12 protein-coding genes are annotated in these 14767 nt (G+C 59.7%); 5 read left to right on the top strand and 7 right to left on the bottom strand.

Annotated features, from left to right (window positions below; all coding sequences use genetic code 11):
* Positions 1–83: 83 nt before the first annotated feature.
* Positions 84–1220 carry an acyl-CoA dehydrogenase family protein gene (locus BOP93_RS04175; protein WP_104501653.1) on the bottom strand — a complete coding sequence of 379 codons (1137 nt, stop codon included), beginning with the start codon at positions 1218–1220 and terminating at the stop codon, positions 84–86.
* A 220-nt stretch (positions 1221–1440) separates the two neighbouring features.
* Here BOP93_RS04175 and BOP93_RS04170 point away from each other — a divergent pair, with 220 nt between their 5' ends.
* Positions 1441–2361 carry a GlxA family transcriptional regulator gene (locus BOP93_RS04170; protein WP_205885815.1) on the top strand — a complete coding sequence of 307 codons (921 nt, stop codon included), beginning with the start codon at positions 1441–1443 and terminating at the stop codon, positions 2359–2361.
* Between the two features lie 128 nt (positions 2362–2489).
* Here BOP93_RS04170 and zapE read toward each other — a convergent pair whose 3' ends face one another.
* The 3 genes from zapE to BOP93_RS04155 form a co-directional block, all read right to left on the bottom strand.
* Positions 2490–3584, bottom strand: a complete 1095-nt coding sequence (gene zapE, locus BOP93_RS04165) for a cell division protein ZapE (RefSeq protein ID WP_057724535.1) — start codon at positions 3582–3584, stop codon at positions 2490–2492.
* Positions 3585–3663: 79 nt separating this feature from the next.
* Positions 3664–5016, bottom strand: coding sequence for a tryptophan--tRNA ligase (locus BOP93_RS04160; RefSeq protein ID WP_104501651.1), 1353 nt, complete (start codon positions 5014–5016; stop codon positions 3664–3666).
* 16 nt (positions 5017–5032) lie between these two features.
* A complete protein-coding gene (locus BOP93_RS04155) occupies positions 5033–5662 on the bottom strand; it encodes an alpha/beta hydrolase (protein WP_104501650.1) in 630 nt (209 codons plus the stop codon).
* Positions 5663–5808: 146 nt separating this feature from the next.
* Between BOP93_RS04155 and BOP93_RS04150 the strand changes: the two genes are divergently transcribed.
* Positions 5809–6246 carry a YhcB family protein gene (locus tag BOP93_RS04150; RefSeq protein WP_003171734.1) on the top strand — a complete coding sequence of 146 codons (438 nt, stop codon included), beginning with the start codon at positions 5809–5811 and terminating at the stop codon, positions 6244–6246.
* A gap of 193 nt (positions 6247–6439) precedes the next feature.
* Here BOP93_RS04150 and BOP93_RS04145 read toward each other — a convergent pair whose 3' ends face one another.
* The 3 genes from BOP93_RS04145 to BOP93_RS04135 form a co-directional block, all read right to left on the bottom strand.
* Entirely contained in the window at positions 6440–8164 is a 1725-nt protein-coding gene (locus BOP93_RS04145; RefSeq protein ID WP_104501649.1) for an ABC transporter ATP-binding protein/permease, read from the bottom strand.
* A gap of 99 nt (positions 8165–8263) precedes the next feature.
* Positions 8264–8824 carry a response regulator transcription factor gene (locus tag BOP93_RS04140; protein WP_003171731.1) on the bottom strand — a complete coding sequence of 187 codons (561 nt, stop codon included), beginning with the start codon at positions 8822–8824 and terminating at the stop codon, positions 8264–8266.
* Positions 8817–10079, bottom strand: a complete 1263-nt coding sequence (locus tag BOP93_RS04135) for an ATP-binding protein (RefSeq protein WP_065893639.1) — start codon at positions 10077–10079, stop codon at positions 8817–8819. The genes BOP93_RS04140 and BOP93_RS04135 overlap by 8 nt, the downstream gene beginning before the upstream one ends.
* Before the next feature lie 205 nt (positions 10080–10284).
* Between BOP93_RS04135 and BOP93_RS04130 the strand changes: the two genes are divergently transcribed.
* The 3 genes from BOP93_RS04130 (at position 10285) to BOP93_RS04120 (ending at position 14580) form a co-directional block, all read left to right on the top strand.
* Positions 10285–10998 carry an SIMPL domain-containing protein gene (locus BOP93_RS04130; RefSeq protein ID WP_104501648.1) on the top strand — a complete coding sequence of 238 codons (714 nt, stop codon included), beginning with the start codon at positions 10285–10287 and terminating at the stop codon, positions 10996–10998.
* 93 nt (positions 10999–11091) lie between these two features.
* Positions 11092–12693, top strand: coding sequence for an ABC transporter substrate-binding protein (locus BOP93_RS04125; protein WP_104501647.1), 1602 nt, complete (start codon positions 11092–11094; stop codon positions 12691–12693).
* A 258-nt stretch (positions 12694–12951) separates the two neighbouring features.
* Positions 12952–14580 (top strand): ABC transporter substrate-binding protein, encoded by a 1629-nt coding sequence (locus BOP93_RS04120; protein ID WP_104501646.1) that lies wholly within the window; start codon positions 12952–12954, stop codon positions 14578–14580.
* Positions 14581–14767 lie beyond the last annotated feature (187 nt).

Here is a 14767-nt window from a genome sequence, read left to right as displayed (position 1 = left end):
CCCCCCACACACCTGACCCTGTTCACAGATCAAAATGTGGGTGAGGGCTTGCCCCCGATGAGGCCCTCAGCCACACCACACAATCAAAGTGCCCGCGCAATGATCTCCTTCATGATCTCATTGGTCCCCGCATAAATCCGCTGCACCCGCGCATCCGCCCACGCCCGGGCAATCGGGTACTCCCACATGAACCCGTAGCCGCCGTGCAGCTGCACGCACTCATCGAGCACCTTGCATTGCAGGTCCGTGGCCCAATACTTGGCCATTGCCGCAGTGGGCACATCCAGCTTGCCTTCCAGGTGCAGTGCCAGGCATTTATCCACGAACACACGGCCGATCTGAATCTCGGTGGCCATCTCCGCCAGCTTAAACCTTGTGTTCTGAAAGTCGGCAATCGCCTTGCCGAACGCCTTGCGCTCGCGGGTGTACTCCAGCGTCCATTGCAAGGCCGCTTCGGCTGAAGTGATGGCGCCGATCGCCACAGTCAAACGCTCCTGAGGCAGTTCCTGCATCAAGTAGGCGAAGCCCATGCCCGCCTGGCCCAGCAGGTTTCCCCTGGGCACACGGACATCCTGGAAGAACAGCTCCGAGGTGTCCTGGGCCTTCATGCCGACCTTCTCCAGGCGCTTGCCCTTGGCGAAGCCCGGCGTATCGGCTTCCACCAGGAACAGGCTGATGCCCTTCGCACCCGCCTTGGGATCAGTCTTGGCGACCACGATCACCAGGTCGGCCAGATAGCCATTGGTGATAAAGGTCTTGGAGCCGTTGATCACATAGTCATCACCGTCCGGCACCGCCGTGCTATTCACCCCCTGCAGGTCGGAACCGGCCCCGGGTTCGGTCATGGCAATGGCTGTCACCAGCTCGCCGGAGATCAGTTTGGGCAGGTACTTTTGCTTCAGCGCCTCACTGCCGTAATGCAGAAGGTATGGCGCGACAATGTCTGAGTGCAGGGAAAACCCGATGCCGGTGAGCCCGAGCCGGCCGATCTCTTCGATCACCACCGCGCTGTAGAGAAAGTCCGCGCCCAGCCCGCCGTATTCTTCCGGCACGTGCGAACACAACATCCCGGCCTCCCCCGCCTTGTTCCAGAGGCTGCGGTCGATATGGCCCTGCTTCTCCCATTGCCCATGGAATGGCGCCGCCTCCTTTTCAAGAAAGGTGCGCACGCTTTCGCGAAAGAGTTCGTGCTCCGGGCTGAACAAGGTTCTGGGAATCATGGCTCACCTGCGTGGATTGTCGGACAAAAACAAGCCAACAGAGCCTATGCCGCGAATGCGTCACGGGACACTGGACACATGCGACAAAAAATAAGACGATCCAGCCGTCTGGTGACCACTTTCCCCTATAAGAATAAATGAAATTATGTCTAACCAAATCTCCTCGCCCTTGCGGCGCGTCAGCATTCTGGCTATTGATCGGGTATTCGCTTCCACCCTCATGCAAGCCAAGGATTTTTTCCATCTCGCCAGCCTGCGTTATGGCAAGCAACAAGGCCTGGGCCTGACCCCTGCGTTTGAAACGCGCCTGGTCAGCCCCGACGGACAACCGGTGCGCAGCTTCAGCAATGTGATCATGCCGGTGGACGGCGGCCTGGAAGACGCCGACATCATCGTGCTGCCCGCCTTCTGGGACGACTTTGAGGCCTTGTGCACCCGCTACCCACAGGTACTGCCCTGGCTGCGCGAACAGCACGCCCGCGGCGCCGTGCTGTGCGGCGAAGCCACCGGGGTGTTCTGGCTGGCCGAAGCCGGCCTGCTCGATGGCAAGGAAGCGACCACCTACTGGCGCTTCTTCACGGCTTTCAGCGAACGCTTCCCCCAGGTGCAGCTCAACCAGGACAAGCACCTGACCGACGCCGACAACCTGTATTGCGCCGGCGGCACCACCTCAGCCTGCGACCTCTACATTTATCTGATCGAACGCTTCTGCGGCGCCAACATCGCCCAGGCCGTGGCCCGCGATATTCTGTATGAGGTGCAACGCAGCTATGCGCCGGGGCGCATCGGTTTTGGCGGGCAGAAGCTGCACCAGGATGTGATCATCCTGCAGATCCAGCATTGGCTCGAAGAACACTTTGCCGACAAGTTCCGCTTCGAAGACGTCGCCAGGGAGCACGGCATGAGCATCCGCAACTTCATGCGCCGCTTCCAGGCCGCCACCGGCGACAAGCCGCTGCATTATCTGCAACGCTTGCGCATCGAGACCGCCAAGGGCCTGCTGTCGGGCAGCCGCAAGAGCATCAAGACCATCAGCTATGAGGTGGGTTACGACGATGCGAGCTTCTTTGCGCGGTTGTTCAGGCAACACACGGAGTTGTCGCCGAATCAGTATCGGCAGCAATTCCAGCAGGCCGCGTAACTGGATATACACAAAACCAATGTGGGAGGGGGCTTGCCCCCGATAGCAGGGTGTCAGTCACTGCATGAGTTGACTGATCCACCGCTATCGGGGGCAAGCCCCCTCCCACAGTTTGATTTGCATTGATCTTAGGGTTTGTGTCCGCGCGACAGGAATTCGTGGGACTGCATTTCCAGCAAACGGCTCAAGGTGCGCTGGAATTCGAAGTTCAAGCGCCCGCCGGTATACAGGTCCTTGAGTTCGACTTCCGCCGAGATGATCAACTTGACGTTACGATCGTAGAACTCGTCGACCATGTTGATAAAGCGCCGCGCGATGTCGTCGGTGGTCACGCCCATCTGCTCCACACCGCTCAAGATCACCGCATGGAAGATCTTGCCCAGTTCGATGTAGTCGTTCTGGCTACGCGGGCCGTCGCACAGTTGACGGAATTCGAACCAGGCCACGTCATCGCAGGTACGCAAGGCGATGATTTCGCGGTTCTCGATCATCAGCTTGTCGTTTTCCACCGCCTGGGTGCATTCCGGCGTCAACGCACGGAAGCTTTTCTTCAGGCTTTCGTGGGCCGCCTCGTTGAGCGGAAAGTGGAACAGTTCCGCTTGCTCGAGGTGACGCAAACGATAGTCGACGCCGCTGTCGACATTGACGATATCGGTGTTCTGCTTGATCAACGCAATGGCCGGCAGGAAGCGCGCGCGCTGCAGGCCGTCCTTGTACAGGCCATCGGGCACGATGTTCGAGGTCGCGACCAGGGTTACGCCGTTCTTGAACAGCTCTTCCATCAAGGTGCCGAGGATCATGGCGTCGGTGATGTCGGAGACGAAGAACTCATCGAAGCAGATCACCCGCGCTTCGTCGGAGAAACGCTTGGCAATGATCGTCAGCGGGTTCTTTTCCCCCGGCAGGGTCTTCATTTCTTCGTGCACACGCTTCATGAAGCGGTGGAAGTGGGTACGCACCTTTTCCTTGAACGGCAGCGCTTCGAAGAAGGTGTCCACCAGGTAAGTCTTGCCCCGGCCGACGCCACCCCAAAAGTACAGGCCCTTGACCGGCGTGTGGTCTTTTTTGCCAAACAGCTTGCTGAACATCCCCGGCTTGGTTTGCGAGGCCGCGACCAGGTCTTCATACAGGCGCTGCAAATGACGCACCGCATTTTCCTGGGCCGCGTCATGGAAGAAGTCAGGGCGTTTCAGATCAGCTTGATATCGTTCTAGGGGCGTCATAATTTCGTTAGCAAGGCAACAAAAACGGGCCGTCACTGTAACGACGGCCCTGGATAATGGCAATCAACCCTTGGTCGGGTTAATCCTCGGAAGGGGCCAACGCGACGCGCAACGCAGCGATGGCGGTATCTCGAGAGGCTTCGTCGGCGAACTCGGCGCTGTCGGCCACAGCGGCGTCGTCCAGCCATACGCTGAAGCGCCGGGCCTCGGTGCGTATGTCCAAATCACCGCTCTGCAATTGCCTGGTCACCGCGCCGGCCGCTTTGCCGTCGGCGAAGTTGCGCGACAGCAGCAGTTGCTCGCCATCGGCCGCCAGCAGGCGGAAGCGGAAGCTGCCGTCGTCCTCACGAAAGCTCACGAAGCGCGCAGCCTTCGCTGCTTTCTTCTTGGTGGCGACCGGCGCCGCAGCCTGGTTGACGAACGAGCGCAGGCCCACCGCTTCGCGCAGCTCAGCCAGGAACGGCGCCGCCACGGCACGGGCTTTTTTCGCGCCGACCAGCAGCAGGTCTTCCATGTCGGACGGGCGCGACATCAGTTGGTGATAACGCTCGCGCGCTTCACCGAGTTGGCCGTCGAGCAGTTGGAACAGATGGTTCTTCGCCTCGCCCCAGCCCAGGCCTTGCAGCAGCTCACCACGGAACTCCTCTTCCTGGGCCTTGGTCGCGAATGCCTGGTACAAGGTGAACAGGTGCGAGTTGTCCGGGTCCTTGGCTTCGCCTGGCGCGCGCGAATCGGTGACGATCCGCGAGATCGACTCCTTCATGTCCTTGGCGCTGGTGAACAACGGGATGGTGTTGTCATAGCTCTTGGACATCTTGCGCCCGTCCAGGCCCGGCAAGGTGGCGACGCTTTCTTCGATCAACGCTTCAGGCATGGTGAAGAATTCTTTACCGTTGCCGAACAGGTGGTTGAAACGCTGGCCGATATCACGGGCCATTTCCACGTGCTGGATCTGGTCGCGGCCGACCGGCACCTTGTGCGCGTTGAACATCAGGATGTCCGCCGCCATCAATACCGGGTAGCTGTACAGGCCCATGCTGATGCCCGCGTCCGGGTCTTCGCCGCTCTCCACGTTTTTGTCCACCGACGCCTTGTAGGCGTGGGCGCGGTTGAGCAGGCCCTTGGCGGCCACACAGGTCAGCAGCCAGGTCAGCTCGGGGATCTCGGGGATGTCGGACTGGCGGTAGAACGTCACTCGGTTCACATCCAGGCCACCGGCCAGCCAGGTCGCGGCGATTTCCATGCGCGAGCGCTGGATGCGCTGCGGGTCATCGCATTTGATCAGGGCGTGGTAGTCAGCCAGGAAGTAGAAGGAATCGGCATTGGCGTCTTCGCTGGCAAGGATCGCCGGGCGGATCGCACCGGCGTAGTTGCCCAGGTGCGGCGTGCCGGTGGTGGTAATGCCGGTGAGGATGCGGGTACGGGTCGTCATGGGTGATCGCTTGTCATCAATTCGAAAGGCGTGGCAGCACCAGATCCTTGAGATCGGTCAGCTTGCCATGAAAAAAGTGTCCGCATTCTGCCACTTTCAGCAGCGTATGGGGGCGTTTCAGGGCGGCGGACCAATCGTAGACCAGCTGTGGGTCAACCACTTCGTCGGTTTCCGGCTGGATCAGGGTCAACGGGCAGCCCTGGGGCAACAGGTCCGACTCGCCCAGGCGCATCACCGCCGCAGCGACCATGAACAGGTGCGCGAGCTTCTCGCCCTTGGCTTCCAGACGCCCGCCGAGACTGGCAGCCACGTAACCGCCGAAGGAAAAACCCAGCAAGGTGATCGGCAGGTCCGGGTGTTTTTCCCGCAACCAGGTGGCGGCCGCTTCGGCATCGTCCACTTCACCGCTGGCCATATCGTGGGAACCGGCGCTGGCGCCGACGCCACGATAATTGAAACGCAACGTAATCAAACCGGCATCGCGCGCGGTGCGCTGCAGGGTCGACACCACTTTATTGAGCATGGTCCCGCCCTGCACCGGGTTGGGGTGGCAGATCAGCGCCAGGCCACGGGGTTCGGGGTGATCCAGATACAGGGCTTCCAGTTGGCCCACCGGGCCATCGATCAAAACGGGGGTTTCACGCATGAGCAAGGATGAACTCCGTGACCTCTCAAGGGGTCGACTCGTCTAGCTAAAAGTCTGTGCATGGCATCATTGCGAGCTTAATCGCGGTATACAGCGCAGGTTTGAGCCGTTAACGTAAAGCAAAGCCGTTTATAGAGGAAGGACTCGTGGAACACTCGCTCTTAGTTTGGTTGTTGCCGACTCTTGCCCTGGTTGCCGGTGTCGCCATTGGATTCCTGGTTGCTCGCCTGCTGCCGAATGCCGCGCCTAACCGCACGCAACGTCAGCTGGATGACATTCAGGAACGTTTTGACAGTTATCAGAACGAGGTTGTTACCCACTTCAACAGCACCGCGACCCTGGTCAAGAAGCTCACCCAGAGCTACCAGGAAGTACAGGATCATCTCGCCGATGGCGCAAACCGCCTGGCCCTCGACGACATCACCCGCCAGCGCCTGCTGGCCGCGCTGCATTCCGATGCACCGCAAACCCCACGGGAACGCCTGACCCCACCCCGGGAAAACCAGGAACCGCCGCGGGACTACGCGCCAAAAACGCCGAACGCTCCAGGCATGCTGGATGAGCATTACGGCTTGAAGAAGTAATTCATTCAAGCAATTAAAAAGCCCGGCTGATCGATGATCAGCCGGGCTTTTTGTTGGGGCTAAGTTTCCCTGACCATGGAGATCTAATGTGGGAGGGGGTTTGCCCCCGATAGCAATGTGTCAGATCCAAAGCAGGTGACTGACATACCGCCATCGGGGGCAAGCCCCCTCCCACACTTGACCCCACATGACCTTAGGCCGGTTGTTGTTCCTGCAACCGCCCACCCTCGATCCGCACATGCCTTTCATGGAAGCGCTTGAGACTGCTGCGATGGCCGACGCTGACGATGCTCAACCCCGGCAGTTCATCGATCAGCGCCTGATACAACGTTGCCTCATCCTCCTCATCCATGGCCGAGGTCGCTTCGTCCATGTACAGCCACTGCGGCGCGAACAATAACGCACGGGCAAAGGCCAGGCGCTGTTGCTCGCCGGGCGAGAGCATGCGCTGCCAGTGGTTGGCTTCATCCAGGCGGCTGACCAAGTGCGGCAAGCGACAGGTTTCCAGGACTTGTGCATAACGTTCTGCCGGATAGACGCTGTCGTCCTGTGGATAACTCAACACAGCCTTCAACGTGCCAATCGGTAAATACGGCTTCTGCGGCAGAAACAAATAGCGCGTCGCCGGCAGGCGAATGCTGCCATGGCCGGCCGGCCACAGATGCCCCATCGCCCGCAGCAAGGTGCTCTTGCCGCTGCCGGAACGCCCGCTGAGCATCACGCGCTGGCCAGGCTCCACGGTCATGTCGGCGTCGGTGAGCAAGTGACGGCCGTCGGCCAGGTCCATGCCCAGATTCTTGATCACCAGGTGTTCGCCTTCAGGGCGCACATCGATGGCCGGGGCGCGCTGCTCATTGTCGCTCATAGCCTGCTGGAAACTCAGTAGACGGTCACTGGTAGCGCGCCACGACGCCAGTTCCGAGTAGGCGTTGATAAACCAACTGAAGTTCTCCTGCACATTGCCGAACGCCGAGTTGATTTGCATCAGCTCGCCCAGTTCGATCTTGCCGGTGAAGTAGCGCGGCGCGGCCACGATAAACGGGAAGATAATCGCGATCTGGCTGTAGCCGGCGGTGAAGAAGGTCAGGCGCTTGGACACTTTCATGATGTCCCAGAAGTTGTGCCAGACCTTGCCGAAGCGCGTGCTCAGGCGCTGCTTTTCATTCGGTTCGCCGTTGTACAGCGCGATGCTTTCGGCATTTTCACGTACCCGCACCATGGAGAAACGCAGGTCGGCTTCGAAGCGCTGTTGCTGGTTGCTCAAGCCGATCAGCCGCCGCCCGATCAAATGCGTCAGCCAACTGCCCACGGCGGCGTACAGCAGCGCGCACCAGAACATGTAGCCGGGAATGGTGAGGCCGAACACCTCAATGCTGCCCGACACGCCCCACAGGATGATCGAGAACGACACTAGGCTGACCACGTTGCGCAACAGCCCAAGGCCCAGGCTCAAAGTGCTGGAGGTAAAGGTATTGAGGTCTTCGGAAATCCGCTGGTCCGGGTTATCGGTGTAGCCGCCCTGCTCCAACTGGTAGTAGTTCTTGTGGGCGAGCCAGCGTGCGAAGTGCTTTTCGGTCAGCCAGGCACGCCAGCGGATGGTGAGCATCTGGGTCAGGTACAGGCGGTACACCGCGCCCAGGATCGCCACGGCCGCGATACCGCCGAAATAAACGATTAATTGCCAGAAAGCAGCCGTGTCCTTCTTCTCCAGCGCGTTGTAGAAATCCTTGTACCAGTGGTTGATCCACACGGAAATCGCCACGCTGAACAGCGATAGGCCAATCACGGCGGCCAGCAGCAACCAGGCCCTGCCCTTCTCTTCACTGCGCCAATACGGCGTGATCATGGCCCAGGTTCGGCGGAAGAATTGCCCGCGCACCGCATCGTTGACCGCGGAATATTCAGCGTTCTGATTCATCGTTCAGGCTCGATAGGAAAACATCACAGGCGTTTGAACCGATCATAGGTGATCGGTTCGTGCATCCGTGCAGCCTGAAGCGGGTTGTTCAGTCGCCGTTCAGCGTCGTACCGGGCGCTTCTGCAACTTACGCTGCAAGGTGCGCCGGTGCATGCCCAACGCGCGAGCGGTGGCGGAGATATTGCCTTCGTGCTCGGTCAGTACACGCTGGATGTGCTCCCACTGCAGGCGGTCCACCGACATGGGGTTTTCCGGTACCAGGGTATCGAGGTCGGCGTGCTCGGACAGCAGCGCGGCGAGCACGTCATCGGCATCCGCCGGCTTGCACAGGTAGTTGCAGGCGCCACGCTTGATGGCTTCGACGGCAGTGGCGATGCTGGAATAGCCGGTGAGGATCACCACGCGCATTTCCGGGTCGAGTTCGAGCAGCTTGGGCAACAGCACCAGGCCCGAGTCGCCGTCCATTTTCAGGTCGAGCGCGGCGTAGTCCGGCAGGTCGGCCTGGGCGATGGTCAGGCCTTCTTCGGCCGAGCCTGCGGTGCTGACGCGAAAGCCGCGACGGCTCATGGCACGCGCCATCACGCGGGTAAAGGTGGCGTCATCATCTACCAGCAACAAATGCGGCAGTTCTTCGCCTTCGACTTGGATCTCGTCACTCATCGATATCTCCTCGTGCGACACGGGGCAGGCGCAGCTCGGTGAGCGTACCGCCTTCCTCATGACTATAGAGCTTCACTGAGCCGCCCGCGCGGGTCACGCTGGCCTTGCTCAAAAACAGGCCGAGGCCGAAACCTTTGCCCTTGGTGGTAAAGAACGGTTTGCCGATCTGCTCGGCAATGGCCAGCGGCACGCCCGCGCCGTGGTCACGAATGCTGATGGTGACGTTTTCCGCGTCCCAGTCCAACTGCACGCCCAGGCCTTCAGGACAGGCGTCGGCGGCATTGTTCAACAGGTTGAGCAAGGCCTGGGTGAGGTCCGGCGGCGGCGCCATGCGCGGCACGCTGCCCTGGCCCAACAGGCTGAAACGGTAACTGGCTTCGGGGCGCATCAGGTGCCAGCGGTTGAGCGCCTCATCGAGCCACTGGGTGACGTCCTGCATTTCGACCGCCAGACGGCGATTGGCTTCGGCGGCGCGCACCAGTTGCTGCAACGTCAGCTTGCATTGCTTGACCTGTTCCTGCAGCACGCTCAAATCATCCTGCAGAGCCGGGTCGTGATGGTCCTGGGTCATTTCCTTGAGCAGCACGCTCATGGTCGCCAGCGGCGTGCCCAGCTCATGGGCGGCACCCGCCGCCTGCGTGGCGACCGCCAGCAGTTGCTGGTCGCGCAGGCCTTCTTCGCGGCGAATCGCGCGCAGCTCTTCCTGACGGCGCAACTCTTCGGCCATGCGTGCGGCAAAAAACGTGATGACGGCGGCAGACAAGGCAAAGCTGAGCCACATCCCGTAGATCTGCAGATTTTCCCGAGCGATCGGAAAGGTCTGCAGTGGATAGAATTGCGCCAGGAGCAAGGTGTACAGGGTCAGTGCGATGCCCGACAGCACCACCGAATAGCGCCATGGCAAGGTCACGGCGGCAATGGTCAGCGGCACCAGGTAATACGACACAAACGGATTGGTGGAACCACCGGAGAAGTACAGCAACACACTGTGGATAAACAGGTCGCAGGCCAATTGCAGCGCGTATTCCAACTCGGTGACCGGCCAGGTGGTGCGCAAGCGGATGGCGGTAAACGCACACAGCACGCTGGAAAAGCCGAGGGTCACGGCCAGTTGCAGCCAGGGCAGCGGCAGCAGGTCGAACCAATAGGCGAGCCCGACGGAACCGGCCTGTGCGGCCAATACCAGGGTGCGGATGAACGTCAGGCGCCAGAGGTTCTGGCGGGTGGCGGAAGTCAGTTTTACGGCGGCGAGCATGAGCTCTCCCGATGAGCGCTGCAGGCGGATCGGCACGAGTATAAACGAAGCAGACCCGCCGGCACGGCGCGTGTGGCTCTTTGACGCAGGCCGGGCAGATGACCGTTCGTCGCCACCGCCACAACATGTAGGGAATATGTAAACCCGAAGAACCCGATGCCAACGTCTACAGTCATACCGAACACGACAATCTCAAGGAGCTTTCATGTCCCGTTTCTCTCGCAGTGCCGCTGTCCTCACCCTCGGCGCCAGCGCCCTGGCCAGCCTGCCGGCCATGGCCGCCGATGAACTGCATTACAACCAGATCTCCCTGCGCGCCGAAGTCAGCCAGGAAGTGGCGCGCGACAAGATGATCGTCACCCTCTACACCGAGTCGCAAAACGCCGACCCGGCCAAGCTTGCCGCTGAAATCACCACCACCATGAACACCGCCCTGGGCCAGGCCCGCGAAGTCAAGGCAGTGACCCTGCGCCAGGGCAGCCGCAACAGCTACCCGATCTACGACAGCAAGAACCAGAAAATCACAGGCTGGCGTGAACGCGCCGAACTGCGCCTGGAAAGCGCGGACTTCCCGGCGCTGTCCAAACTCACCGGCGAGCTGTTGAACACCCTGAAGATGGACAGCATGGACTTTGCCATCGCCGACAGCACGCGCAAGGCCAGCGAAGATGCGCTGCTCAAAGACGCGGTTGCGGCATTCAAGGCCCGTGCGCAACTGGCAACCGATGCGCTGGGCGGCAAGGGTTACAAGATCGTCAACCTGAACTTCAACACCAACGGCTACCCGATGCCCTATGCACGCGGCGCCATGATGATGAAAGCGGCGATGGCCGATTCAGCGCCCACGCCTGAAGTGGAAGCCGGCACCAGCCAGGTCAACATGAGTGCAGATGGCGTGATTGAAGTGCAGATGCAGTGACCCCTACCTGACAACCCTGAACGGCGGTAACCTCGGTGACCGCCGTTTTTTCATTTGCGCAGCTTTGACAGGGTTGCTATTTCAGGGGTCTCCATGGACAGAATTGCTTTCAAACCGCTCCTCCTTGCCGCCGGCCTCCTGGCCTTCATGCCCATGGCGCACGCAGCTACCACCCTGGTCTATTGCTCCGAGGCCAGCCCCGCCGGCTTCGACCCCAGCCAGTACACCAGCGGCACCGACTTTGACGCCTCCGCCGAAACCGTGTTCAATCGCCTCACCCAGTTCAAGCGCGGCGGTACCGAAGTCGAGCCCGGCCTCGCCACTCGCTGGGATGTGTCCGGAGACGGTCTCGCCTACACCTTCCACTTGCGCGAGGGCGTGAAGTTTCACACCACCGACTTTTTCACCCCGACCCGCGACTTCAACGCCGATGATGTGGTGTTTACCTTCAACCGGCTGTTAGACGCCGAAAGTCCGTTTCGCAAGGCCTACCCTTCCGAATCGCCCTACTTCACCGACATGGGCCTGAACACCACGATCAAAAGCGTCGACAAACTCGACGACCACACTGTGCGCTTCAACCTGAACAACGTGGATGCCTCGTTCGTGCAGAACCTGGCGATGAGTTTCGCCTCCGTGCAGTCGGCCGAGTACGCCGCCCAGCTCCTGAAACAAGGCAAGGCCGAGGACATCAACCAGAAACCGGTCGGCACCGGCCCGTTCGTGTTCAAGCGCTATCAGAAAGACTCGCAGATCCGCTATGTCGCCAATACGCAGTATTGGAAACCCGAGGACGTGAAGCTCGACAATCTGGTGTTCGCCATCACCCCGGACGCCGCCGCGCGCCTGCAGAAACTCAAGGCCGGTGAATGCCAGGTCAGCGGCTACCCGCGCCCCGCCGATATAGAAGTGATGAAACAGGACCCGAACCTGCGGGTGCTGCAACAGGCCGGGTTCAACCTTGGCTTTCTCGCCTACAACGTCACCCATCCGCCCCTGGACCAGCTCAAGGTGCGCCAGGCCCTGGATATGGCCATCGACAAGCCTGCGATCATCAAGGCGGTGTATCAGGGCGCCGGACAATTGGCGCAGAACGCGTTGCCACCCGCGCAGTGGTCTTATGACCCGGCTATCAAGGATGCGCCGTACGACCAGACCAAGGCCCGGGCGCTACTAAAAGAAGCAGGGGTTGCACCTGGTACCACCATCGATCTTTGGGCGATGACCGTGCAACGCGCCTCCAACCCGAATGCGCGCATGTCCGCGCAAATGATCCAACAGGATTGGGCTAAGGTCGGCATCAAGGCCAATATCGTCAGCTATGAGTGGGGCGAATACATCAAGCGCGCCAAAAATGGTGAACACGACGCGATGATTTACGGCTGGACCGGCGACAACGGCGACCCCGATAACTGGCTTGGCGTGCTCTACAGTTGTGCCGCCGTCAAGGGCAGCAACTACGCCAAATGGTGTAACCCGGCCTATGACAAGCTGGTGCAGCAGGCCAAGGTCAGCAACGACCGCGAACAGCGCATCAAGTGGTATCAACAGGCACAACAAATCCTTAAGGAACAAGTACCTATAACGCCTATTGCGAACTCGACGGTTTTCCAGCCAATGCGCAAGCAAGTGCGCGACTTCAAGATCAGCCCGTTCGGGCTGACACCGTTCTACGGTGTGAGTCTAGATAAGTAACAACAACGCCCCAATCGAGTGCACTAGACGCCTCGATTGGGCTTTTGCGGTGCGCCCGACGCACCGAAAAAACCCGCCAAACAGACACATTTATGTCGAAACTTTCATAAATGCGACATTCTTGTACGCCCGTCCCACTGTTTGGCGCTTGCAACCGTTCAACATCTTGCAATGGGTATGGCGCCTGCATAAGTATCCGCAGGCCGACTCACGAGGTCGCCCTCACCACCAAAAATGACAACAAATCATGAGGCCAACATGCTTAAACACGCAGTCCTTCCGTTATTAGTGAGCGCTGGCCTTATGGCCGCAGCCCCATTTGCCCAAGCGGCAACTAACCTGGTGTTCTGCTCCGAAGGGAGCCCGGCCGGTTTTGACCCAGGCCAGTACACCACCGGAACAGACTTCGATGCCTCGGCCGAAACCATGTTCAACCGCCTGAGCCAGTTCGAACGCGGCGGCACCGCCGTGGTGCCTGGCCTCGCCACCAGCTGGGACGTGTCCCCGGACGGCCTGACGTATACCTTCCACCTGCGCGAAGGCGTCAAGTTCCATACCACTCCGTACTTCAAGCCGACTCGTGAATTTTCGGCCGACGACGTACTGTTCACCTTTAACCGGATGATCAATAAAGACGATCCATTCCGTAAGGCCTATCCCACCGAGTTCCCGTATTTCACGGACATGGGGATGGACACCAACATCAAGAACATCGAAAAGATCGATGACCACACCGTCAAGTTCACCCTTGGCACCGTGGACGCCGCGTTCATTCAGAACATGGCCATGAGCTTCGCCTCGATCCAATCCGCCGAATACGCCGCGCAGTTGTTGAAAGAAGGAAAACCCGCCGACATCAACCAGAAACCGGTCGGCACCGGCCCGTTCGTGTTCAAGAGCTACCAGAAAGACTCGAACATTCGCTATACCGGCAACAAGGACTACTGGAAACCTGAAGACGTGAAGATCGATAACCTGATCTTCGCCATCACCACTGACCCGTCGGTGCGTATCCAGAAGCTCAAGAAAAACGAATGCCAGGTGACCCTGTTCCCACGTCCGGCCGACCTCAAGGCGCTGGGTGAAGACAAAGACCTGAAACTGCCGCATCAGGCCGGTTTCAACCTGGGCTACGTGGCCTACAACGTGATGGACAAGGTCAAGGGCAGCGATCAGCCGAACCCACTGGCAGACCTGCGCGTACGCCAGGCCCTGGACATGTCGGTGAACAAGCAGCAGATCATCGACTCGGTGTATCAGGGTGCCGGTCAATTGGCCGTGAATGCCATGCCGCCGACCCAATGGTCCTACGACACCACCATCAAGGATGCCGCCTACAATCCTGAGAAAGCCAAAGCGCTGCTCAAGGAAGCCGGCGTCAAGGAAGGCACCGAGATCGTGCTGTGGGCCATGCCGGTTCAGCGTCCATACAACCCGAACGCCAAACTGATGGCTGAAATGCTGCAGAACGACTGGTCCAAGATCGGCTTGAAGGTCAAGATCACCAGCTACGAGTGGGGCGAATACATCAAGCGCTCCAAGGGCGGCGAGAACCAGGCCATGATCATTGGCTGGAGCGGTGATAACGGTGACCCGGACAACTGGCTGAACGTGCTGTTCGGCTGCGACTCGCTGTCGGGCAACAACTTCTCCAAGTGGTGCGACAAGAAATTCGACGGCATCGTGAAAGAAGCCAAGGCCACGTCGGATGTCGCCAAACGCACCGAGCTGTACAAGCAGGCGCAACATGTACTCAAAGACGCAGTTCCGATGACACCTATCGCGCACTCGACGGTGTATCAACCCATGCGCAACACCGTACAGGACTTCAAGATCAGCCCATTTGGCTTGAACTCCTTCTACGGCGTGAGCGTAAGCGGCAAGTAAGGATCAATAACGGCGACGTTTCACAACGTCGCCGTTATTTCATCCGCCTGGACCGTAGGAAACAGACCACATTTATAAGCGCCGCTGTCCTACAGCAATGAACTGCGCTCCGTGTCTCCGTTACCTACAAGGTCAATCCGATTTGGCGCATTTACTGTGAAGTCCGCGACCCATAACGTCGTAGGAC

The sequence above is a fragment of the Pseudomonas orientalis genome (genome assembly GCF_002934065.1).
In the GTDB taxonomy this organism is placed as follows: domain Bacteria; phylum Pseudomonadota; class Gammaproteobacteria; order Pseudomonadales; family Pseudomonadaceae; genus Aquipseudomonas; species Aquipseudomonas orientalis_A.
This window is presented reverse-complemented; position numbering and strand designations above follow the sequence as displayed.